33 protein-coding genes, 4 tRNA genes and 2 rRNA genes are annotated in these 20,816 nt (G+C 48.2%); 37 read left to right on the top strand and 2 right to left on the bottom strand.

Annotated elements, in window-relative coordinates; all coding sequences use genetic code 11:
* The 4 genes from IX31_RS21850 to birA all read left to right on the top strand — a co-directional run.
* Positions 1-1,167: ribosomal RNA gene (locus IX31_RS21850) — 23S ribosomal RNA — on the top strand; the annotation flags it as partial.
* A gap of 110 nt (positions 1,168-1,277) precedes the next feature.
* Positions 1,278-1,393, top strand: a 5S ribosomal RNA gene (gene rrf, locus IX31_RS21845).
* A 150-nt stretch (positions 1,394-1,543) separates the two neighbouring features.
* Complete coding sequence (gene murB / locus IX31_RS21840) at positions 1,544-2,572, top strand: UDP-N-acetylmuramate dehydrogenase (protein ID WP_034461791.1); 1,029 nt, start codon at positions 1,544-1,546, stop codon at positions 2,570-2,572.
* On the top strand, positions 2,569-3,531 hold the full coding sequence (birA, locus tag IX31_RS21835) for a bifunctional biotin--[acetyl-CoA-carboxylase] ligase/biotin operon repressor BirA (protein ID WP_034461789.1): 963 nt from the start codon (positions 2,569-2,571) through the stop codon (positions 3,529-3,531). The genes murB and birA overlap by 4 nt, the downstream gene beginning before the upstream one ends.
* Before the next feature lie 32 nt (positions 3,532-3,563).
* Here the strand turns inward: birA and coaA are convergent, their stop codons facing one another.
* Entirely contained in the window at positions 3,564-4,514 is a 951-nt protein-coding gene (coaA, locus tag IX31_RS21830; protein ID WP_034461796.1) for a type I pantothenate kinase, read from the bottom strand.
* A 575-nt stretch (positions 4,515-5,089) separates the two neighbouring features.
* Between coaA and IX31_RS21820 the strand changes: the two genes are divergently transcribed.
* The 7 genes from IX31_RS21820 (at position 5,090) to bfr (ending at position 7,724) form a co-directional block, all read left to right on the top strand.
* Positions 5,090-5,165: transfer RNA gene (locus IX31_RS21820), tRNA-Thr, on the top strand.
* A gap of 10 nt (positions 5,166-5,175) precedes the next feature.
* Positions 5,176-5,260 (top strand) — tRNA-Tyr (locus tag IX31_RS21815).
* 119 nt (positions 5,261-5,379) lie between these two features.
* Positions 5,380-5,454: transfer RNA gene (locus tag IX31_RS21810), tRNA-Gly, on the top strand.
* A gap of 5 nt (positions 5,455-5,459) precedes the next feature.
* Positions 5,460-5,535 (top strand) — tRNA-Thr (locus tag IX31_RS21805).
* 111 nt (positions 5,536-5,646) lie between these two features.
* Positions 5,647-6,831 (top strand): elongation factor Tu, encoded by a 1,185-nt coding sequence (tuf, locus tag IX31_RS21800; protein ID WP_034461787.1) that lies wholly within the window; start codon positions 5,647-5,649, stop codon positions 6,829-6,831.
* Between the two features lie 150 nt (positions 6,832-6,981).
* Positions 6,982-7,176 carry a bacterioferritin-associated ferredoxin gene (gene bfd, locus IX31_RS21795; RefSeq protein ID WP_034461786.1) on the top strand — a complete coding sequence of 65 codons (195 nt, stop codon included), beginning with the start codon at positions 6,982-6,984 and terminating at the stop codon, positions 7,174-7,176.
* A 71-nt stretch (positions 7,177-7,247) separates the two neighbouring features.
* Positions 7,248-7,724 (top strand): bacterioferritin, encoded by a 477-nt coding sequence (gene bfr / locus IX31_RS21790; RefSeq protein WP_034461785.1) that lies wholly within the window; start codon positions 7,248-7,250, stop codon positions 7,722-7,724.
* Here the strand turns inward: bfr and IX31_RS21785 are convergent.
* Complete coding sequence (locus tag IX31_RS21785) at positions 7,708-8,226, bottom strand: prepilin peptidase (RefSeq protein ID WP_241767215.1); 519 nt, start codon at positions 8,224-8,226, stop codon at positions 7,708-7,710. The two genes, bfr and IX31_RS21785, sit on opposite strands and share 17 nt — an antisense overlap.
* Before the next feature lie 380 nt (positions 8,227-8,606).
* Here IX31_RS21785 and rpsJ point away from each other — a divergent pair, with 380 nt between their 5' ends.
* From rpsJ to rpsD, 26 genes are all read left to right on the top strand, one after another.
* Positions 8,607-8,918, top strand: a complete 312-nt coding sequence (gene rpsJ / locus IX31_RS21780) for a 30S ribosomal protein S10 (RefSeq protein WP_034461784.1) — start codon at positions 8,607-8,609, stop codon at positions 8,916-8,918.
* A gap of 31 nt (positions 8,919-8,949) precedes the next feature.
* Positions 8,950-9,579 carry a 50S ribosomal protein L3 gene (gene rplC / locus IX31_RS21775; RefSeq protein ID WP_034461783.1) on the top strand — a complete coding sequence of 210 codons (630 nt, stop codon included), beginning with the start codon at positions 8,950-8,952 and terminating at the stop codon, positions 9,577-9,579.
* 10 nt (positions 9,580-9,589) lie between these two features.
* Positions 9,590-10,195 carry a 50S ribosomal protein L4 gene (gene rplD, locus IX31_RS21770; protein WP_034461782.1) on the top strand — a complete coding sequence of 202 codons (606 nt, stop codon included), beginning with the start codon at positions 9,590-9,592 and terminating at the stop codon, positions 10,193-10,195.
* A complete protein-coding gene (gene rplW, locus IX31_RS21765; protein WP_034461781.1) occupies positions 10,192-10,494 on the top strand; it encodes a 50S ribosomal protein L23 in 303 nt (100 codons plus the stop codon). Before rplD ends, rplW begins: the two co-directional genes overlap by 4 nt.
* Before the next feature lie 17 nt (positions 10,495-10,511).
* Positions 10,512-11,333: a 50S ribosomal protein L2 gene (rplB, locus tag IX31_RS21760; RefSeq protein ID WP_034461780.1), complete on the top strand. Its 822-nt coding sequence runs from the start codon at positions 10,512-10,514 to the stop codon at positions 11,331-11,333.
* A gap of 16 nt (positions 11,334-11,349) precedes the next feature.
* Positions 11,350-11,628, top strand: coding sequence for a 30S ribosomal protein S19 (gene rpsS, locus IX31_RS21755; protein WP_001138115.1), 279 nt, complete (start codon positions 11,350-11,352; stop codon positions 11,626-11,628).
* 13 nt (positions 11,629-11,641) lie between these two features.
* Positions 11,642-11,974, top strand: a complete 333-nt coding sequence (rplV, locus tag IX31_RS21750; RefSeq protein WP_034461779.1) for a 50S ribosomal protein L22 — start codon at positions 11,642-11,644, stop codon at positions 11,972-11,974.
* A gap of 17 nt (positions 11,975-11,991) precedes the next feature.
* A complete protein-coding gene (rpsC, locus tag IX31_RS23080) occupies positions 11,992-12,693 on the top strand; it encodes a 30S ribosomal protein S3 (RefSeq protein WP_000529945.1) in 702 nt (233 codons plus the stop codon).
* Between the two features lie 12 nt (positions 12,694-12,705).
* Positions 12,706-13,116, top strand: a complete 411-nt coding sequence (gene rplP, locus IX31_RS23075) for a 50S ribosomal protein L16 (RefSeq protein ID WP_008927134.1) — start codon at positions 12,706-12,708, stop codon at positions 13,114-13,116.
* On the top strand, positions 13,116-13,307 hold the full coding sequence (gene rpmC / locus IX31_RS21735) for a 50S ribosomal protein L29 (RefSeq protein ID WP_008457158.1): 192 nt from the start codon (positions 13,116-13,118) through the stop codon (positions 13,305-13,307). The genes rplP and rpmC overlap by 1 nt, the downstream gene beginning before the upstream one ends.
* The gene (gene rpsQ / locus IX31_RS21730; protein ID WP_034461775.1) at positions 13,307-13,561 is read left to right on the top strand and encodes a 30S ribosomal protein S17; all 255 of its coding nucleotides are present in this window, start codon (positions 13,307-13,309) and stop codon (positions 13,559-13,561) included. Before rpmC ends, rpsQ begins: the two co-directional genes overlap by 1 nt.
* A gap of 166 nt (positions 13,562-13,727) precedes the next feature.
* The gene (rplN, locus tag IX31_RS21725) at positions 13,728-14,099 is read left to right on the top strand and encodes a 50S ribosomal protein L14 (protein ID WP_002438705.1); all 372 of its coding nucleotides are present in this window, start codon (positions 13,728-13,730) and stop codon (positions 14,097-14,099) included.
* A 10-nt stretch (positions 14,100-14,109) separates the two neighbouring features.
* The gene (gene rplX / locus IX31_RS21720; RefSeq protein ID WP_034461774.1) at positions 14,110-14,424 is read left to right on the top strand and encodes a 50S ribosomal protein L24; all 315 of its coding nucleotides are present in this window, start codon (positions 14,110-14,112) and stop codon (positions 14,422-14,424) included.
* Between the two features lie 14 nt (positions 14,425-14,438).
* Positions 14,439-14,978 (top strand): 50S ribosomal protein L5, encoded by a 540-nt coding sequence (gene rplE / locus IX31_RS21715; RefSeq protein ID WP_034461772.1) that lies wholly within the window; start codon positions 14,439-14,441, stop codon positions 14,976-14,978.
* Between the two features lie 13 nt (positions 14,979-14,991).
* Complete coding sequence (gene rpsN / locus IX31_RS23070; protein WP_034461771.1) at positions 14,992-15,297, top strand: 30S ribosomal protein S14; 306 nt, start codon at positions 14,992-14,994, stop codon at positions 15,295-15,297.
* 30 nt (positions 15,298-15,327) lie between these two features.
* Entirely contained in the window at positions 15,328-15,720 is a 393-nt protein-coding gene (rpsH, locus tag IX31_RS23065; RefSeq protein WP_034461770.1) for a 30S ribosomal protein S8, read from the top strand.
* Between the two features lie 13 nt (positions 15,721-15,733).
* Positions 15,734-16,267: a 50S ribosomal protein L6 gene (gene rplF, locus IX31_RS21700; RefSeq protein WP_034461769.1), complete on the top strand. Its 534-nt coding sequence runs from the start codon at positions 15,734-15,736 to the stop codon at positions 16,265-16,267.
* Between the two features lie 9 nt (positions 16,268-16,276).
* Positions 16,277-16,630, top strand: coding sequence for a 50S ribosomal protein L18 (rplR, locus tag IX31_RS21695; protein ID WP_034461768.1), 354 nt, complete (start codon positions 16,277-16,279; stop codon positions 16,628-16,630).
* A gap of 14 nt (positions 16,631-16,644) precedes the next feature.
* Positions 16,645-17,145: a 30S ribosomal protein S5 gene (gene rpsE / locus IX31_RS21690; protein WP_034461766.1), complete on the top strand. Its 501-nt coding sequence runs from the start codon at positions 16,645-16,647 to the stop codon at positions 17,143-17,145.
* A gap of 6 nt (positions 17,146-17,151) precedes the next feature.
* On the top strand, positions 17,152-17,331 hold the full coding sequence (gene rpmD / locus IX31_RS23060) for a 50S ribosomal protein L30 (protein WP_004846568.1): 180 nt from the start codon (positions 17,152-17,154) through the stop codon (positions 17,329-17,331).
* 3 nt (positions 17,332-17,334) lie between these two features.
* Positions 17,335-17,769, top strand: coding sequence for a 50S ribosomal protein L15 (rplO, locus tag IX31_RS21680; RefSeq protein ID WP_034461765.1), 435 nt, complete (start codon positions 17,335-17,337; stop codon positions 17,767-17,769).
* 7 nt (positions 17,770-17,776) lie between these two features.
* Positions 17,777-19,108 carry a preprotein translocase subunit SecY gene (gene secY, locus IX31_RS21675; RefSeq protein ID WP_034461764.1) on the top strand — a complete coding sequence of 444 codons (1,332 nt, stop codon included), beginning with the start codon at positions 17,777-17,779 and terminating at the stop codon, positions 19,106-19,108.
* A gap of 30 nt (positions 19,109-19,138) precedes the next feature.
* Positions 19,139-19,255, top strand: coding sequence for a 50S ribosomal protein L36 (gene rpmJ, locus IX31_RS21670; protein WP_000868187.1), 117 nt, complete (start codon positions 19,139-19,141; stop codon positions 19,253-19,255).
* A gap of 146 nt (positions 19,256-19,401) precedes the next feature.
* Positions 19,402-19,758, top strand: a complete 357-nt coding sequence (gene rpsM, locus IX31_RS21665; protein ID WP_034461763.1) for a 30S ribosomal protein S13 — start codon at positions 19,402-19,404, stop codon at positions 19,756-19,758.
* 16 nt (positions 19,759-19,774) lie between these two features.
* Positions 19,775-20,164: a 30S ribosomal protein S11 gene (gene rpsK, locus IX31_RS21660; RefSeq protein ID WP_004138423.1), complete on the top strand. Its 390-nt coding sequence runs from the start codon at positions 19,775-19,777 to the stop codon at positions 20,162-20,164.
* 31 nt (positions 20,165-20,195) lie between these two features.
* Positions 20,196-20,816 carry a 30S ribosomal protein S4 gene (gene rpsD / locus IX31_RS21655; protein WP_034461762.1) on the top strand — a complete coding sequence of 207 codons (621 nt, stop codon included), beginning with the start codon at positions 20,196-20,198 and terminating at the stop codon, positions 20,814-20,816.

The following is a 20,816-nucleotide window of genomic DNA, read 5'->3' as shown; positions in this document are numbered from 1 at the left end:
GCTGAAGGCAGTCGAAGATACCAGCTGGCTGCAACTGTTTATTAAAAACACAGCACTGTGCAAACACGAAAGTGGACGTATACGGTGTGACGCCTGCCCGGTGCCGGAAGGTTAATTGATGGGGTTATCCGCAAGGAGAAGCTCTTGATCGAAGCCCCGGTAAACGGCGGCCGTAACTATAACGGTCCTAAGGTAGCGAAATTCCTTGTCGGGTAAGTTCCGACCTGCACGAATGGCGTAATGATGGCCAGGCTGTCTCCACCCGAGACTCAGTGAAATTGAAATCGCTGTGAAGATGCAGTGTACCCGCGGCAAGACGGAAAGACCCCGTGAACCTTTACTATAGCTTGACACTGAACATTGAGCCTTGATGTGTAGGATAGGTGGGAGGCTTTGAAGCGTGGACGCCAGTCTGCGTGGAGCCAACCTTGAAATACCACCCTTTAATGTTTGATGTTCTAACGTAGACCCSTGATCSGGGTTGCGGACAGTGTCTGGTGGGTAGTTTGACTGGGGCGGTCTCCTCCTAAAGCGTAACGGAGGAGCACGAAGGTTAGCTAATCACGGTCGGACATCGTGAGGTTAGTGCAAAGGCATAAGCTAGCTTGACTGCGAGAGTGACGGCTCGAGCAGGTGCGAAAGCAGGTCTTAGTGATCCGGTGGTTCTGAATGGAAGGGCCATCGCTCAACGGATAAAAGGTACTCCGGGGATAACAGGCTGATACCGCCCAAGAGTTCATATCGACGGCGGTGTTTGGCACCTCGATGTCGGCTCATCACATCCTGGGGCTGAAGTAGGTCCCAAGGGTATGGCTGTTCGCCATTTAAAGTGGTACGCGAGCTGGGTTTAGAACGTCGTGAGACAGTTCGGTCCCTATCTGCCGTGGGCGCTGGAGAATTGAGGGGGGCTGCTCCTAGTACGAGAGGACCGGAGTGGACGCATCACTGGTGTTCGGGTTGTCATGCCAATGGCATTGCCCGGTAGCTAAATGCGGAAAAGATAAGCGCTGAAAGCATCTAAGCGCGAAACTTGCCCCGAGATGAGTTCTCCCTGACCCTTTAAGGGTCCTGAAGGAACGTTGAAGACTACGACGTTGATAGGCTGGGTGTGTAAGCGTAGCGATACGTTGAGCTAACCAGTACTAATGAACCGTGAGGCTTAACCTTACAACACCGAAGGTGTTTTGGTTGAGAGACCAGAGATTGATTTTCAGCTTGAACCGAGATTTTAGTTGATGGTTACGTGAATAACGTAACGGTTAACGATACAGAATATGCCTGGCGGCACTAGCGCGGTGGTCCCACCTGACCCCATGCCGAACTCAGAAGTGAAACGCCGTAGCGCCGATGGTAGTGTGGGGTCTCCCCATGCGAGAGTAGGGAACTGCCAGGCTCCAAATAAGTGGAAAGCCCTGTACTGATGTACAGGGCTTTTTGCTGTCTGCAATTTACGTTATTCAGCCTGCATATATCCCACCACACAAGCCAACTTCCAGCATATAAGGTAAACTAACCACGTTTAAACTCAGGAAAGATATCTACTATGAGCACTTCTCTTAAGCCCTTCAATACATTCGGTATTCAGGCTGACGCATCGCGTATTGTCATTGTTGAAACAGTCCAGCAGCTAAAAGATGCCTGGAGTGAGTCAGTGGCTGCAAAGATGCCTGTTTTGATCCTGGGTGAGGGGAGTAATGTTCTCTTTCTTGAAGACTATTCCGGTACCGCAATCATTAATCGTATTCCAGGTATCCAGGTTACAGAAGCGGATGATGCCTGGTATCTACATGTCGGGGCTGGTGAAAACTGGCACCACCTGGTGGAATATACCTTGCAACAAGGTATGCCGGGCCTGGAAAATCTGGCTTTGATACCTGGCTGCGCAGGATCTTCACCTATCCAGAATATTGGTGCGTACGGTGTTGAACTCAAAAGTGTTTGTCACTATGTTGATTGTGTCGATTTACTCAGCGGTGAGATGCATCGTCTGGATAATTCACAATGCCAGTTTGGCTATCGTGACAGTATTTTTAAGCATGAATATCAGGATCATTATGCAATTATTGCTGTTGGTCTACGATTGCCAAAATTATGGCAACCAGTGTTAACTTATGGTGATTTGACTCGTCTTGATGCTGCGAATGTCACTCCGCAGGAAGTTTTCAACGCAGTTTGCCACATGCGAACCACAAAACTTCCGGACCCACGTATTAACGGGAACGCAGGTAGTTTCTTTAAAAACCCAGTTCTTGCAGCTGAACAGGCGGAAAAGTTGCTGTCATCCTTCACTACTATTCCACATTATCCTCAGCCTGATGGTTCAGTAAAACTTGCTGCCGGGTGGCTTATCGATCAATGCCAATTGAAAGGTTTTCAAATCGGCGGGGCAGGTGTTCACAAACAGCAGGCCCTGGTATTGATAAACGAAGATGGTGCTTCTGGTCAGGATGTTGTGGAGCTTGCACATCATATACGTCAGTGTGTCGGTGGAAAATTTAATGTGTGGCTTGAACCAGAAGTCCGTTTTATCGGAGCATGTGGGGAAGTAAGTGCAGTGGAGACAATTGCATGAAAGATAATAAAATCCCTCTAACGCTGATTAGCATCCTGGCCGATGGTGAGTTTCACTCTGGCGAGCAGTTGGGTGAGCAACTGGGTATGAGCCGTGCAGCTATAAATAAACATATTCAGACATTAAGAGACTGGGGCGTTGATGTTTTTACCGTTCCAGGTAAAGGATATAGCCTCCCGGATCCTATCCAGTTGCTTAATGAAGAGCTGATAAAATCGCAAATTGAAACGGGATCAGTTGCAGTGTTACCTGTAATTGACTCTACTAACCAGTATTTGCTCGATCGTATTGAAACACTTCAGTCTGGAGATGCATGTATTGCTGAATATCAGCAGGCTGGTCGAGGACGTCGGGGTCGGCAATGGTTTTCACCTTTTGGGGCCAATCTTTACCTTTCTATGTTCTGGCGACTCGAGCAGGGCCCAGCAGCAGCCGTGGGCTTAAGCCTTGTCATCGGGATAGTGATGGCAGAAGTACTGCGTGGATTAGGTGCTGAAAATGTCCGAGTTAAATGGCCAAATGATCTTTATTTAAACGATCGCAAGCTTGCTGGCATTCTGGTTGAGTTAACTGGGAAAACAGGTGATGCAGCGCAGATTGTTATCGGTGCAGGTATCAATCTTGCCATGCGAAATGTGGCGACTAATGTGATTAATCAAAGTTGGATTAATCTTCAGGAAGCCGGAATTAATATAGATCGCAATGCATTAGCTATTAGAATAATAAAAGAATTGCGTAAAGCATTACACCTTTTTGAAGAAGAAGGGTTAATTCCTTTCTTACCTCGTTGGAAAACACTGGATAACTTTATTAATCGTCAGGTTAAATTGATTATTGGCGATAGAGAAATTTATGGTATTTCTCGGGGAATTAATGAACAAGGTGGTTTGTTATTAGAGCAAGATGGTGTTATTAAACCTTGGGTTGGTGGTGAAATATCGCTACGTGGGATTAATTGATATAAATGGGGGAGAAGAAGTCCCCCCATTTTTTATTTCCTAAGTCTTACACACTCGACTTCATGATTTGCACTTTTTGTCATGATCAAGCTTGCACGTTCGCGTGTGGGAAGTATGTTTTCTTTTAAATTCAACCAGTTGATCTCTTTCCAGAGTTGAAGTGCAACATTCACAGCTTCATTTTCTGAAAGCTTTGCATAACTATGGAAATAAGAGTCTGGATCGGTAAATGCACCTTCCCGGAACTTCAGGAAGCGAGTGATATACCAATCTTGCAGCAGATCTTCTGGCGCATCGACATAAATCGAAAAGTCGACAAAATCAGAAACAAATACATGATGTGGATCATGCGGATAATCCATGCCGCTTTGCAAAACATTTAATCCTTCGAGAATTAAAATATCAGGCTGAGCAACTGTTTTGTCACCATCAGGAATAACATCATAAATAAGGTGAGAGTAGACCGGAGCGGTCACATTAGGTGCCCCTGATTTAATATCAGAAACAAACTTCACCAAACGATGCATATCGTAGGATTGCGGGAATCCTTTTTTCTTCATCAGATTGCGTTCTTTCAACACTTTATTCGGATGAAGAAAACCGTCAGTAGTAATCAACTCAACGCGACGATGTTCAGGCCAGCGACTAAGCAAAGCTTGTAACACACGAGCAGTAGTACTTTTACCGACAGCAACACTCCCTGCAATACTAATGACGTAAGGAATACGCTGGCCATTAGTGCCCAGAAATTGCTCTAACACAGCCTGTCGGCGCAGGTTTGAACTGATATAAAAATTTAATAGACGTGAAAGTGGCAGATAAATTTCGGCCACTTCTTCTAACGAGAGGTCCTCATTGATGCCTTTCAACCGGGCGATTTCACCTTCGGTCAGCGTCATCGGTACAGAGTCACGCAAGGCTGCCCATTGGTTGCGGTTGAACTGCATATAAGGAGTCGTCAACATTTGCTCTTTATTACTCATAAGCATGCTTCTGCCTGTAATTCAGGACAAAAATGAACGTAGTACGCAGACTAAGAAAAAGAGACTCATCTCAGGTAATCAAAGGCGTGCAACGTATATTACTTTTCACAATGGGCAGGAGGGTAACACCAGATGGGTAAGAATAATAAGAAAAAAAAGCGGTGATTCTTTCAGAGGAAAGCATCACGTTGTGGCAAAGCCTTAATTCGTTACGCACCTTATAAATAGAATAAGTGTTTGCAGCTTACGATGTGGGGCTGAGATTGCAACTGAGTCAAAAGATGCCTAAAAGCGGTAGTAGAGGATAAAGCGATCATTTCAAAGTTAATGAAGTGAGAGCCGTGCCCGGCAGAACATTAAAAGAAGGCACTATGTGATGTATGCATGTAGTAGAAGAGCATACTGACACTATTTTGCATAATGCATCACTGTACTTGATGTACAAAATCGCTCCGAAATGCCGTTTAATTCATCATTTTTACGAGCTATCGCGCAAAATATAAGCGGTAGTGCATTTTCTTTAATTTTTTTGTTGCATCAAGGAGCCGGTCTTCCTAGAATGCGCGCTACTTGATGCCGACTTAGCTCAGTAGGTAGAGCAACTGACTTGTAATCAGTAGGTCACCAGTTCGATTCCGGTAGTCGGCACCATCAAGTGCTTGGTGGGGTTCCCGAGCGGCCAAAGGGAGCAGACTGTAAATCTGCCGTCATCGACTTCGAAGGTTCGAATCCTTCCCCCACCACCATTTTCAGGCCGCGCTATGCGTAGCCCGAGGCGACGAGATCCAACTAGTCGACTCGAATACTGAGGAGCCACTCCTCAGGTTCTATACAGAATTCAAGCAGGTAGCCGAGTTCCAGAGATGCGGGCATCGTATAATGGCTATTACCTCAGCCTTCCAAGCTGATGATGTGGGTTCGATTCCCACTGCCCGCTCCAGATGTGCTGATATAGCTCAGTTGGTAGAGCGCACCCTTGGTAAGGGTGAGGTCGGCAGTTCGAATCTGCCTATCAGCACCACCTCCTTTATCCTCCCTGTTTTTCTTCTGTTAATTAATTCAACAAATTCAGGCTATTGCCTGGTTGATGTGGTGATATCACCGATTTATCCGTGTCTTAGAGGGACAATCGATGTCTAAAGAAAAATTTGAACGTACAAAACCGCACGTCAACGTCGGTACTATCGGCCACGTTGACCATGGTAAAACCACTCTGACTGCAGCAATCACTACCGTTCTGGCTAAAACCTACGGTGGTTCTGCTCGTGCTTTCGAYCAGATCGATAACGCACCAGAAGAAAAAGCTCGTGGTATCACCATCAACACTTCCCACGTTGAATATGACACCCCGACTCGCCACTACGCGCACGTTGACTGCCCAGGGCACGCCGACTACGTTAAAAACATGATCACCGGTGCTGCTCAGATGGACGGCGCTATCCTGGTTGTTGCTGCGACTGATGGCCCAATGCCACAGACTCGTGAGCACATCCTGYTGGGTCGTCAGGTTGGCGTTCCTTACATCATCGTGTTCCTGAACAAATGCGACATGGTTGATGATGAAGAGCTGCTGGAACTGGTAGAAATGGAAGTTCGTGAACTTCTGTCTATGTACGACTTCCCGGGCGACGATACTCCAATCGTACGTGGTTCAGCGCTGAAAGCACTGGAAGGCGACGCGGATTACGAAGCTAAAATCATCGAACTGGCTGGTTACCTGGATAGCTATATCCCAGAACCAGAACGTGCTATCGACAAGCCGTTCCTGCTGCCAATCGAAGACGTATTCTCYATCTCCGGCCGTGGTACTGTTGTTACCGGTCGTGTAGAGCGCGGTATCGTTAAAGTCGGTGAAGAAGTTGAAATCGTTGGTATCAAAGATACCGTGAAATCAACCTGTACTGGCGTTGAAATGTTCCGCAAACTGCTGGACGAAGGCCGTGCGGGTGAGAACGTTGGTGTTCTGCTGCGTGGTATCAAACGTGAAGATATCGAACGTGGTCAGGTACTGGCTAAGCCAGGTTCTATCAAGCCGCACACTCAGTTCGAGTCTGAAGTTTATATCCTGTCCAAAGACGAAGGCGGCCGTCATACTCCGTTCTTCAAAGGCTACCGTCCACAGTTCTACTTCCGTACAACTGACGTGACTGGCACCATCGAACTGCCAGAAGGCGTTGAGATGGTAATGCCGGGCGACAACATCAAAATGGTTGTTACCCTGATCCACCCAATCGCGATGGACGACGGTCTGCGTTTCGCAATCCGTGAAGGCGGCCGTACTGTAGGCGCGGGCGTTGTTGCTAAAGTTATCGCTTAATCGCTGATACTTTTGTATGAAAAAAGAGCGCTCAGGCGCTCTTTTTTTTTTGCAATTTTTGCCACTTACCGACCGAAGTAACATTCGCGTGCTATTGTAATCATAACTATTCTCATTTACACTTTGCGCGTAATTTGAACGGGAGTACTTATGTACGTTTGTTTGTGTAATGGTGTCAGTGATAAAAAAATTCGGCAGGCAGTGCGCCAGTTTCATCCACAATCTTTCCAGCAGCTTCGCAAGTTTGTGCCAGTGGGAAACCAATGTGGCAAATGCATTCGCGCAGCACGAGAAATCATGCAAGAAGAGCTATTGCAGATCCCAGAATTTAAAGAGATTGCCTAAGTCAGTCACTTTTTTTTGACTTACTCCGTGCTACATCTACGCTTCATGTAGTGGAAGCGGAGGGAGTAAAAATGAAAGGTGATACTAAGATAATAAATTATCTCAATAAATTATTGGGAAACGAGCTTGTCGCGATCAATCAGTATTTTCTCCATGCGAGAATGTTCAAAAACTGGGGCTTGATGCGCCTCAACGAAGTTGAATACCACGAGTCCATTGATGAAATGAAACATGCCGATAAGTATATCGAGCGTATTTTGTTCCTCGAAGGAATTCCTAACTTGCAAGACTTGGGCAAACTCCATATTGGTGAGGATGTCGAAGAAATGCTTCAGTCCGACCTCAACCTGGAACTGGAAGGTGCAAAAGATTTGCGTGAGGCGATTGCTTACGCGGATACCATCCATGACTATGTCAGTCGCGATATGCTGATCCAAATCCTTACGGAGGAAGAGCACCATATAGACTGGTTGGAAACTGAGTTAGATCTCATCTCTAAAATTGGTTTGCAGAATTACATTCAATCTCAAATCAAAGAAGGAAGTTGAGTTCTTGAAACAGTGGGAAGGTGGAACATATCCATCCTGCTGAACCACCCGCTATCGCAAGGTATGGGCCAAAGGGTAGCGGAGTGGTAGTCAGTGAAATCTTTTTCTTTCTTAGTAATTTTGTTATTAACATCGAAAACAGGCCCGTTGATGAGGCTGTGAACAGAATCCACCCCAAACTCTGCCAACCATGCCACGCTCCTAAAGCAGCCAAAAGCTTCATATCTCCATAGCCGATTCCCTCGTACTTTCGCCAATAAAAGTATATCCAGTGCAACCCCCATAAACTGAGATATCCGCAAATAGCGCCAAGTATGGATGTTGCTAAATGTTCCGGTATAAAAAAGACCTGATACAGTAACCCAGACCATAACAAGGAATAGGTCAGGTTATCCGGGAGCAGCATGCATCGATAATCTATCCAGGCTAGCTGTAGCAAAAGTCCGATATAGATTGCCAGAAAGAGCAGTTCGAATAGCGAAGAGGACGTAAACATAGCCATTGATGACTCTACAGTGAGATGATTTTCAACATTAAAAGAATCGCTATGTGAAAACAAAGTGGAGATTACTCAGGTGCGAGAAACCCTCCGAGGAAGATTCCACGACTAGCCATTCTTGCATTTCAAATCGAAGGCGTGCCGTACCCTCGTATAAAAGATTGTTTAATTCGTATCCATGGCTTGATTAAGGAGCGTATTTACGTATAATGCGCGGGCCTGTCTTAATCGATGGCTGGCTCGATATGAGCCTGGCAGTGAAGTTACTGTCGACAATGTTCCCAATTGGGGAACTATGTATGAACGATTACACTCCCCCATCAATCGTAATGGGTGTGAGTAGTGATTTTTTTCGTCTATAAAATAATTGGAGCTATGGTCTCATGCAGAGCCAAAGAATCCGTATCCGTCTTAAAGCGTTTGATCATCGTCTGATTGATCAATCAACTGCGGAAATCGTCGAGACTGCTAAGCGCACTGGTGCGCAAGTACGTGGTCCGATCCCGCTGCCGACCCGCAAAGAGCGCTTTACCGTTCTGATCTCTCCGCACGTCAACAAAGACGCGCGTGATCAGTACGAAATTCGCACTCACAAGCGTCTGGTTGACATCGTTGAGCCAACTGAGAAAACCGTTGATGCTCTGATGCGTCTGGATCTGGCTGCTGGTGTTGACGTGCAGATCAGCCTGGGTTAATCAGGTCATTGACGATTGAGAGGTTGAAACAATGATTGGTTTAGTCGGTAAAAAAGTGGGTATGACCCGTATCTTCACAGAAGACGGCGTTTCTATCCCAGTAACCGTGATCGAAGTAGAAGCAAACCGTGTTACTCAGGTTAAAGACCTGGCTAACGACGGCTACCGTGCTGTTCAAGTTACCACTGGCGCTAAAAAAGCTAGCCGTGTAACTAAGCCGGAAGCTGGTCACTTCGCTAAAGCTGGCGTAGAAGCTGGCCGTGGTCTGTGGGAATTCCGCCTTGCTGAAGGCGAAGAGTTCACCGTAGGTCAAGACATTAGCGTTGAACTGTTTGCTGAAGTTAAAAAAGTTGACGTAACTGGCACCTCTAAAGGTAAAGGTTTCGCAGGTACCGTTAAGCGCTGGAACTTCCGTACCCAGGACGCTACTCACGGTAACTCCTTGTCTCACCGTGTTCCGGGTTCTATCGGTCAGAACCAGACTCCGGGCAAAGTGTTCAAAGGCAAGAAAATGGCAGGCCAACTGGGTAACGAACGTGTAACTGTTCAGAGCCTGGATGTAGTACGCGTTGACGCTGAGCGCAACCTGCTGCTGGTTAAGGGTGCAGTTCCGGGTGCAACCGGTAGCGACCTTATTGTTAAACCAGCTGTGAAGGCGTAAGGGGATAGCAATGGAATTAGTATTGAAAGACGCGCAAAGCGCGCTGACTGTTTCCGAAACTACCTTCGGTCGTGATTTTAACGAAGCGCTGGTACACCAGGTTGTTGTTGCTTATGCAGCTGGTGCACGTCAAGGTACTCGTGCTCAGAAGACTCGTGCTGAAGTAACTGGTTCCGGTAAAAAACCGTGGCGCCAGAAAGGTACCGGCCGTGCGCGTTCAGGTTCTATCAAGAGCCCGATCTGGCGTTCCGGTGGCGTAACCTTCGCTGCTCGTCCGCAGGACCACAGTCAAAAAGTTAACAAAAAGATGTACCGCGGAGCGCTGAAAAGCATTCTGTCCGAACTGGTACGTCAGGATCGTCTGATCGTTGTCGAACAGTTCTCTGTTGAAGCGCCTAAAACTAAGCTGCTTGCTCAGAAACTGAAAGACATGGCCCTGGAAGATGTGCTGATCGTAACTGGCGAACTGGATGAGAATCTGTTCCTGGCTGCACGTAACCTGCATAAGGTTGACGTTCGCGATGCTGCAACAATCGATCCAGTTAGCCTGATCGCCTTCGACAAAGTCGTTATGACTGCTGATGCAGTTAAGCAAGTTGAGGAGATGCTGGCATGATCCGTGAAGAACGTCTGCTGAAAGTACTGCGCGCGCCGCACGTATCTGAAAAAGCATCTATGGCGATGGAAAAAACAAATACCATCGTTCTCAAAGTTGCAAAAGACGCGACCAAAGCAGAGATCGTTGCTGCTGTTGAGAAACTGTTCGAAGTTGAAGTTAAAGGCGTTAATACCTTGCTTGTTAAAGGTAAAACTAAGCGTCATGGACAGCGTATCGGTCGTCGTAGCGACTGGAAAAAAGCTTACGTCACCCTGAAGGAAGGCCAGAATCTGGACTTCGTCGGCGGCGCTGAGTAAGTCGGAGGAGAAAAACAATGGCAGTTGTTAAATGTAAACCGACATCTCCGGGTCGTCGCCACGTAGTTAAAGTGGTCAACCCTGAGCTGCATAAGGGCAAACCATTTGCTCCGCTGGTTGAAAAAAACAGCAAATCCGGTGGCCGTAACAACAATGGTCGTATCACTACTCGTCACATCGGTGGTGGTCACAAGCAGGCTTATCGTATTGTTGACTTTAAACGCAACAAAGACGGTATCCCGGCAGTTGTTGAACGTCTTGAGTACGATCCGAACCGTTCTGCGAATATCGCACTGGTTCTGTACAAAGATGGCGAACGCCGTTACATCCTGGCCCCTAAAGGCCTGAAAGCTGGCGACCAGATTCAATCTGGCGTTGATGCTGCAATCAAAGCAGGTAACACCCTGCCGATGCGCAATATCCCGGTTGGTTCTACCGTTCATAACGTAGAAATGAAACCAGGTAAAGGCGGTCAGCTGGCACGTTCTGCTGGTACCTATGTGCAGATCGTTGCACGTGATGGTGCTTACGTTACCCTGCGTCTGCGTTCTGGTGAAATGCGTAAAGTCGAAGCTGACTGCCGTGCAACCATGGGCGAAGTCGGTAACTCTGAGCATATGCTCCGCGTTCTGGGTAAAGCAGGTGCTGCTCGCTGGCGTGGTGTTCGTCCTACCGTTCGCGGTACTGCGATGAACCCAGTCGACCACCCACACGGTGGTGGTGAAGGTCGTAACTTTGGTAAGCACCCGGTAACTCCGTGGGGCGTTCAGACCAAAGGTAAGAAGACCCGCAGCAACAAGCGTACTGATAAATTCATCGTACGTCGCCGTAGCAAATAATTTTAGAGGATAAGCCATGCCACGTTCTCTCAAGAAAGGTCCTTTTATTGACCTGCACTTGCTGAAGAAGGTAGAGAAAGCGGTGGAAAGCGGTGACAAGAAGCCCCTGCGCACTTGGTCCCGTCGTTCAACGATCTTTCCTAACATGATCGGTTTGACCATCGCTGTCCATAATGGTCGTCAGCATGTTCCGGTATTTGTTTCCGACGAAATGGTCGGTCACAAACTGGGTGAATTTGCACCGACACGTACTTATCGCGGCCACGCTGCTGATAAAAAAGCCAAGAAGAAATAAGTAGGAGGAAGAGATGGAAACTTTAGCTCAACATCGCCACGCTCGTTCTTCTGCTCAAAAGGTTCGCCTTGTTGCAGACCTTATTCGCGGTAAGAAAGTGTCGCAGGCACTGGAAATTTTGACCTTCACCAACAAGAAAGCTGCGGTATTGGTCAAGAAAGTTCTGGAATCTGCCATTGCTAACGCTGAACACAACGATGGCGCTGACATTGACGATCTGAAAGTCGCGAAAATCTTCGTAGACGCAGGCCCAAGCATGAAGCGCATTATGCCGCGTGCAAAAGGTCGTGCAGATCGCATCCTGAAGCGCACCAGCCACATTACTGTGGTTGTGTCCGATCGCTGAGACTCTGGAGACTAGCAATGGGTCAGAAAGTACATCCTAATGGTATTCGCCTGGGTATTGTAAAACCTTGGAACTCTACTTGGTTTGCGAACACCAAAGAATTCGCTGACAACCTGGACAGCGATTTTAAAGTTCGTCAGTACCTGACGAAGGAACTGGCGAAGGCGTCTGTATCTCGTATCGTTATCGAGCGTCCAGCTAAGAGCATCCGTGTGACTATTCACACTGCTCGCCCTGGCATCGTAATCGGTAAGAAAGGCGAAGACGTAGAAAAACTGCGCAAGGTCGTAGCGGATATCGCTGGCGTTCCTGCACAGATCAATATCGCCGAAGTTCGTAAGCCTGAACTGGACGCAAAATTGGTTGCTGACAGCATCACTTCTCAGCTGGAACGTCGTGTTATGTTCCGTCGTGCTATGAAGCGTGCTGTACAGAATGCCATGCGTCTGGGCGCTAAAGGTATCAAAGTTGAAGTTAGCGGCCGTCTGGGCGGCGCCGAGATCGCACGTACCGAATGGTATCGTGAAGGTCGCGTGCCGTTGCACACACTGCGTGCTGACATTGACTACAACACCTCTGAAGCGCACACCACTTATGGTGTAATTGGCGTTAAAGTGTGGATCTTTAAAGGTGAGATCCTGGGTGGGATGGCTGCTGTTGAACAACCGGAAAAACCGGCTGCTCAACCTAAAAAGCAGCAGCGTAAAGGCCGTAAGTAAGGAGAGTCGCTGATGTTACAACCAAAGCGTACAAAATTCCGTAAAGTGCACAAAGGCCGCAACCGTGGTCTGGCTGCCGGTACGGATGTTAGCTTCGGCACTTTCGGTCTGAAAGCTGTTGGCCGTGGTCGTCTGACTGCACGTCAGATCGAAGCAGCACGTCGTGCAATGACCCGTGCAGTTAAGCGTCAGGGTAAGATCTGGATCCGTGTATTCCCGGACAAACCGATCACCGAAAAGCCGCTTGAAGTGCGTATGGGTAAAGGTAAAGGCAACGTAGAGTATTGGGTTGCCTTGATTCAGCCTGGCAAAGTCCTGTATGAAATGGACGGCGTACCAGAAGAGCTGGCCCGTGAAGCATTCAAGCTGGCAGCAGCGAAACTGCCGATTAAAACCACCTTTGTAACTAAGACGGTGATGTAATGAAAGCAAAAGAGCTGCGTGAAAAGAGTGTTGAAGAGCTGAACACCGAGCTGCTGAATTTGCTGCGTGAGCAGTTCAATCTGCGTATGCAAGCAGCAAGTGGCCAGCTGCAACAGACTCACCTGCTGAAGCAAGTGCGTCGTGATGTTGCACGTGTTAAGACTTTATTGACTCAGAAGGCGGGTGCGTAATGACCGATAAAATCCGTACTCTGCAAGGTCGCGTTGTTAGTGACAAAATGGAGAAATCCATTGTTGTTGCTATCGAACGTGTGGTGAAACACCCGATTTACGGTAAATTCATCAAACGTACGACCAAACTGCACGTACATGACGAGAACAATGAATGTGGTATCGGTGACGTGGTTGAAATCCGCGAATGCCGTCCATTGTCTAAGACTAAGTCTTGGACGCTTGTTCGCGTTGTAGATAAAGCTGTTCTGTAATACAGTGAGCTTTGTCTAACGAATAAACGGCTCAGTAAATGAGCCGTTTATTTTTTCTACCCATATTCAGGAACCGGTGTTATAATGCCGCGCCCTCGTTTATGGGGCTTTTTAACGACCTAATTATGGGTCCCGAAGTAGTAGTTGACATTAGCGGAGCACTGAAATGATCCAAGAACAGACTATGCTGACCGTAGCCGACAACTCCGGCGCGCGTCGCGTAATGTGTATCAAGGTTCTGGGTGGCTCGCACCGTCGCTACGCAGGCGTCGGCGACATCATCAAAATTACCATCAAGGAAGCAATTCCTCGTGGTAAGGTGAAGAAAGGCGATGTCCTGAAAGCGGTAGTGGTGCGCACCAGGAAGGGTGTTCGTCGCCCGGACGGTTCTGTCATTCGCTTCGATGGTAATGCATGCGTTATTTTAAACAATAACAGCGAGCAACCAATCGGCACGCGTATTTTTGGGCCGGTAACTCGTGAACTGCGTAATGAGAAGTTCATGAAAATTATCTCTCTGGCACCAGAAGTACTCTAAGGAGCGAATCATGGCAGCTAAAATCCGTCGTGATGACGAAGTTATCGTGTTAACCGGTAAAGATAAAGGTAAGCGCGGTAAAGTTAAGAATGTCTTGTCTTCCGGCAAGCTCATTGTTGAAGGTATCAATCTGGTTAAGAAACATCAGAAGCCGGTTCCGGCCCTGAACCAACCAGGTGGCATCGTTGAAAAAGAAGCTGCTATTCAAGTTTCTAACGTTGCACTCTTCAATGCGGCAACCGGCAAGGCTGACCGTGTAGGCTTTAGATTTGAAGAGGGCAAAAAAGTCCGTTTCTTCAAGTCTAACAGCGAAACTATCAAGTAATTTGGAGTAGTACGATGGCGAAACTGCATGATTACTACAAAGACGAAGTAGTTACAAAACTCATGACTGAGTTTAACTACAATTCTGTCATGCAAGTCCCTCGGGTCGAGAAGATCACCCTGAACATGGGTGTGGGTGAAGCGATCGCTGACAAGAAACTGCTGGATAATGCAGCAGCTGACTTGACAGCAATCTCCGGTCAAAAGCCGTTGATCACCAAAGCACGCAAATCAGTTGCAGGCTTCAAAATCCGTCAGGGCTATCCGATCGGCTGTAAAGTAACTCTGCGTGGCGAACGCATGTGGGAGTTTCTTGAGCGCCTGATCACCATTGCTGTACCGCGTATCCGTGACTTCCGTGGCTTGTCCGCTAAGTCATTCGATGGTCGTGGTAACTACAGCATGGGTGTCCGTGAGCAGATCATCTTCCCAGAAATCGACTATGACAAAGTCGATCGCGTTCGTGGTTTGGATATTACCATTACCACTACTGCGAAATCTGATGATGAAGGCCGTGCTCTGCTGGCTGCCTTTAACTTCCCATTCCGTAAGTAAGGTAGGGTTACTAATGGCTAAGCAATCGATGAAAGCACGCGAAGTCGTTCGCGTGAAACTGGCCGACAAATACCGCGCTAAACGCGAGGAATTGAAAGCTATCATCTCTGGTGTGAACTCATCCGACGAAGAACGTTGGGATGCGGTTCTTAAGCTGCAGTCTCTGCCGCGTGATTCCAGCCCGTCCCGTCAGCGTAACCGCTGCCGCCAAACTGGTCGTCCGCATGGTTATGTGGGCAAATTCGGGTTGAGCCGTATTAAGCTTCGTGAAGCCGCTATGCGCGGTGAAGTACCTGGCTTGAAAAAGGCTAGCTGGTAATATCCAATTGAATCACGGGAGTAAAGACAGATGAGCATGCAAGATCCGATCGCGGATATGCTGACCCGTATCCGTAACGGTCAAGCCGCGAATAAAGTTGCGGTCACCATGCCTTCCTCCAAGCTGAAATTGGCAATTGCCAACGTGCTGAAAGAAGAAGGCTATATTGAAGATTTTAAAATCGAAGGCGACATCAAGCCTGAACTGGAACTGACTCTTAAGTATTTCCAGGGCAAGGCTGTGGTAGAGAGCATTCAGCGAGTCAGCCGCCCAGGTCTGCGCATCTATAAGAAAAAAGATGAGCTGCCTAAAGTTATGGCCGGTATGGGTATTGCTGTCGTTTCTACCTCTAAAGGTGTTATGACTGATCGTGCAGCGCGCCAAGCTGGTCTTGGTGGCGAAATTATCTGCTACGTAGCCTAATTGGAGGAATAAAATGTCTCGTGTTGCTAAAGCACCGGTCGTTATTCCTGCTGGCGTAGAGGTAAAACTCAACGGTCAGGTTATTTCGATCAAAGGTAAGAACGGCGAGCTGACTCGTACAATCAACGATGCTGTTGAAGTTAAACACGCTGATAATGCACTGACTTTCGCTCCACGCGAAGGTTTTGCAAACGCGTGGGCCCAAGCGGGTACCACTCGTGCGTTGTTAAATGCAATGGTTATCGGTGTTACCGAAGGCTTCACTAAGAAGCTGCAGCTGGTTGGTGTAGGTTATCGTGCAGCAGTTAAAGGCAATGCGGTGAGTTTGGCCCTGGGCTTCTCTCATCCTGTTGAACATGCTCTGCCAGCGGGAATCACTGCTGAATGTCCAACTCAAACTGAAATCGTGCTGAAAGGCGCTGATAAGCAGATGATTGGACAAGTGGCTGCTGATCTGCGCGCCTACCGTCGTCCTGAGCCTTATAAAGGCAAGGGTGTTCGTTACGCCGACGAAGTCGTGCGTACCAAAGAGGCTAAGAAGAAGTAAGGTAACACTATGGATAAGAAATCTGCTCGTATCCGTCGTGCGACCCGCGCACGTCACAAGCTCAAAGAACTGGGTGCGACTCGTCTGGTGATTCACCGTACGCCTCGTCATATTTATGCACAGGTTATCGCACCGAACGGTTCAGAAGTCCTGGTAGCTGCATCTACTGTAGAGAAAGCTATCGCTGAGCAACTGAAGTACACTGGAAACAAAGACGCCGCTACAGCTGTGGGTAAAGCTGTTGCAGAGCGCGCACTGGAAAAAGGCATTACGAAAGTATCCTTTGACCGTGCTGGTTTCCAATATCATGGTCGTGTCCAGGCACTGGCAGATGCTGCCCGTGATGCTGGCCTACAGTTCTAAGGTAGAGGTGTAAGATGGCTCACATCGAAAAACAAGCTGGCGAACTGCAGGAAAAGCTGATCGCGGTAAATCGCGTATCTAAAACCGTTAAAGGTGGTCGTATCTTCTCCTTCACTGCTCTGACAGTGGTTGGCGATGGTAATGGTCGCATTGGTTTTGGTTACGGAAAAGCGCGTGAAGTTCCAGCAGCTATCCAGAAAGCGATGGAAAAAGCCCGTCGCAACATGATTAACGTCGCGCTGAACCACGGCACCCTGCAGCACCCTGTTAAAGGTGTGCACACAGGATCTCGTGTGTTCATGCAGCCGGCTTCCCAGGGTACCGGTATTATTGCCGGTGGTGCAATGCGCGCCGTTCTGGAAGTCGCTGGAGTTCATAACGTTTTGGCTAAAGCATATGGTTCCACCAACCCGATTAACGTGGTTCGTGCAACTATTGATGGCCTGGCGAATATGAAGTCTCCGGAAATGGTCGCTGCCAAGCGTGGTAAATCCGTTGAAGAAATTCTGGGGTAATTGACCATGGCAAAGACTATTAAAATTACACAAACCCGCAGTGCGATCGGTCGTTTGCCGAAACACAAGGCAACGCTGCTTGGCCTGGGTCTGCGTCGTATTGGCCACACCGTAGAGCGCGAGGATACTCCTGCTGTACGTGGTATGGTCAACGCGGTTTCCTACATGGTTAAAGTTGAGGAGTAAGAGATGCGTTTAAATACTCTGTCTCCGGCCGAAGGGTCTAAGCACGCTTCCAAGCGTCTGGGTCGTGGTATCGGTTCTGGTCTCGGCAAAACCGGCGGTCGTGGTCACAAAGGTCAGAACTCTCGTTCTGGCGGTGGCGTACGTCGTGGGTTCGAAGGTGGCCAGATGCCGTTGTACCGTCGTCTGCCGAAATTCGGTTTCACCTCTCGCAAAGCAATGATCACTGGTGAGATTCGTCTCTCCGATCTGGCGAAAGTTGAAGGCGACGTAGTTGACCTGAACACGCTGAAAGCAGCAAACATTATTGGTATCCAGATCGAGTTCGCGAAAGTGATTCTGTCTGGCGAGGTTTCTCGTCCTGTAACTGTTCGCGGCCTGCGTGTCACTAAAGGCGCTCGTGCTGCTATCGAAGCTGCTGGCGGTAAAATCGAGGAATAAGTAGCAGATGGCAAAGCAACCGGGATTAGATTTTCAAAGTGCTAAAGGCGGGTTTGGCGAGCTGAAACGCAGACTGATGTTTGTTATCGGTGCGCTGATTGTGTTCCGTATTGGCTCTTTTATTCCGATCCCTGGTATTGATGCCGCTGTACTTGCCAAACTGCTTGAGCAACAGCGAGGCACTATCATTGAAATGTTTAACATGTTCTCTGGTGGTGCTCTCAGCCGTGCTTCTATCTTTGCATTGGGTATCATGCCGTATATTTCGGCATCGATTATTATCCAGCTCCTAACGGTGGTTCATCCAGCGTTAGCAGAGTTGAAGAAAGAAGGGGAGTCTGGTCGTCGTAAGATCAGCCAGTACACCCGTTACGGCACTCTGGTGCTGGCAATATTCCAGTCAATCGGTATTGCTACCGGTTTACCGAATATGCCTGGTATGCAAGGCTTGGTGTTAAACCCAGGCTTTGCATTCTACTTCACAGCTGTTGTGAGCCTTGTCACGGGGACTATGTTCCTTATGTGGCTAGGCGAACAGATTACTGAGCGTGGTATCGGCAACGGTATCTCAATCATAATCTTCGCTGGTATTGTTGCGGGTTTGCCGCCGGCCGTTGGCCATACTATCGAGCAAGCAAGGCAAGGCGACCTGCACTTCCTTCTGTTGCTGTTGGTTGCAGTACTAGTATTCGCAGTGACCTTCTTCGTTGTTTTTGTTGAACGTGGTCAACGCCGCATTGTGGTAAACTACGCAAAACGTCAACAGGGTCGTCGTGTCTATGCTGCGCAGAGCACGCATTTACCGCTGAAAGTGAATATGGCTGGTGTTATTCCAGCAATTTTCGCTTCCAGTATTATTCTGTTCCCGGCAACGATTGCATCGTGGTTTGGGGGCGGTACCGGTTGGAACTGGCTGACTACAATTTCGCTGTATTTGCAGCCTGGGCAACCGCTTTATGTGTTACTCTATGCGTCTGCAATCATCTTCTTCTGTTTCTTCTATACAGCGTTGGTTTTCAACCCACGTGAAACAGCAGATAACCTGAAGAAGTCCGGTGCATTTGTACCAGGAATTCGTCCGGGAGAACAAACGGCGAAGTATATTGATAAAGTGATGACCCGCCTGACCTTGGTTGGTGCGTTGTACATTACCTTTATCTGCCTAATCCCGGAGTTCATGCGTGACGCAATGAAAGTGCCTTTCTACTTCGGTGGAACCTCGCTGCTCATTGTTGTCGTGGTTATCATGGACTTTATGGCTCAAGTGCAAACTCTGATGATGTCTAGTCAGTACGAGTCTGCATTGAAGAAAGCGAATCTGAAAGGCTACGGCCGTTAATAGTCGCTTGAGAAGTTACGGAGAGTAAAAATGAAAGTTCGTGCTTCCGTCAAGAAATTATGTCGTAACTGCAAAATCGTTAAGCGTGACGGTGTTATTCGCGTGATTTGCAGCGCCGAACCGAAGCATAAACAGCGTCAAGGCTGATTATCTCGCATATTTTTCTTGCAAAGTTGGGTTGAGCTGGCTAGATTAGCCAGCCAATCTTTTGTATGTCTATGCGTTTCCATTTGAGTATCCTGAAAACGGGCTTTTCGGTATGGGACGCATAATCAAAATAGTAGGAGTGCATAGTGGCCCGTATAGCAGGCATTAACATTCCTGATCAAAAACATACCGTGATCGCTTTAACTTCGATCTACGGTGTAGGCAAGACTCGTTCAAAGGCCATTTGTGCTGCGGCGGGTATCGCTGAAGATGTTAAGATCAGAGAGCTGTCTGAAGAACAAATCGACACGCTGCGTGACGAAGTTGCCAAATTTGTCGTTGAAGGTGATCTGCGCCGTGAAGTGAGTATGAGCATCAAGCGTCTGATGGACCTTGGTTGCTATCGCGGTTTGCGTCATCGTCGTGGTCTGCCAGTACGCGGTCAGCGTACGAAGACCAACGCACGTACCCGTAAGGGTCCGCGCAAACCGATCAAGAAATAATCGGGGTGATTGAATAATGGCAAAGGCACCAGTTCGTGCACGTAAGCGTGTAAGAAAACAAGTCTCTGACGGCGTGGCTCATGTCCATGCTTCTTTCAACAACACAATCGTTACCATTACTGATCGTCAGGGTAATGCATTGGGTTGGGCAACTGCCGGTGGTTCCGGTTTCCGTGGCTCTCGCAAGTCCACTCCGTTCGCAGCTCAGGTTGCAGCAGAGCGTTGCGCAGAAGCTGTGAAAGAATACGGTATCAAGAACCTTGAAGTTATGGTTAAGGGACCGGGTCCAGGCCGCGAATCTACTATTCGTGCTCTGAACGCCGCTGGTTTCCGCATCACTAATATTACTGATGTGACTCCGATCCCTCACAACGGTTGTCGTCCGCCGAAAAAACGTCGCGTATAACGCTCGTTTTTAGGAATGTTGGAGAAAGAAAATGGCAAGATATTTGGGTCCTAAGCTCAAGCTGAGCCGTCGCGAGGGCACAGACCTGTTCCTGAAGTCTGGTGTTCGCGCGATCGATACCAAGTGTAAAATTGAACAAGCTCCTGGCCAGCACGGTGCGCGTAAACCGCGTCTGTCTGACTATGGTGTGCAGTTGCGTGAAAAGCAAAAAGTTCGCCGCATGTTCGGTGTTCTGGAGCGTCAGTTCCGTAACTACTATAAAGAAGCAGCACGTCTGAAAGGCAACACCGGTGAAAACCTGTTGGCTCTGCTTGAAGGTCGTCTGGACAACGTTGTTTACCGTATGGGCTTTGGCGCTACTCGTGCAGAATCACGTCAGTTAGTTAGCCACAAAGCAGTTATGGTAAATGGTCGCGTTGTTAACATCGCTTCTTATCAGGTAACTCCGAATGACGTAGTTAGCATCCGTGAGAAAGCCAAAAAGCAATCTCGCGTGAAGGCCGCTCTGGAGCTGGCTGAACAGCGTGAAAAGCCAACCTGGCTGGAAGTTGATGCTGCTAAGATGGAAGGTGTGTTTAAGCGTAAGCCTGAGCGTACTGATCTGTCTGCGGACATTAACGAACACCTGATCGTCGAGCTTTACTCCAAGTAA

Origin of the sequence: Buttiauxella noackiae (assembly GCF_000737905.1) — a bacterium.
Classification (GTDB): Bacteria; Pseudomonadota; Gammaproteobacteria; order Enterobacterales; family Enterobacteriaceae; genus Buttiauxella; species Buttiauxella noackiae.
Note: the sequence above shows the minus strand (reverse complement) of the source record. Positions and strands in the feature narration are given on the sequence as shown.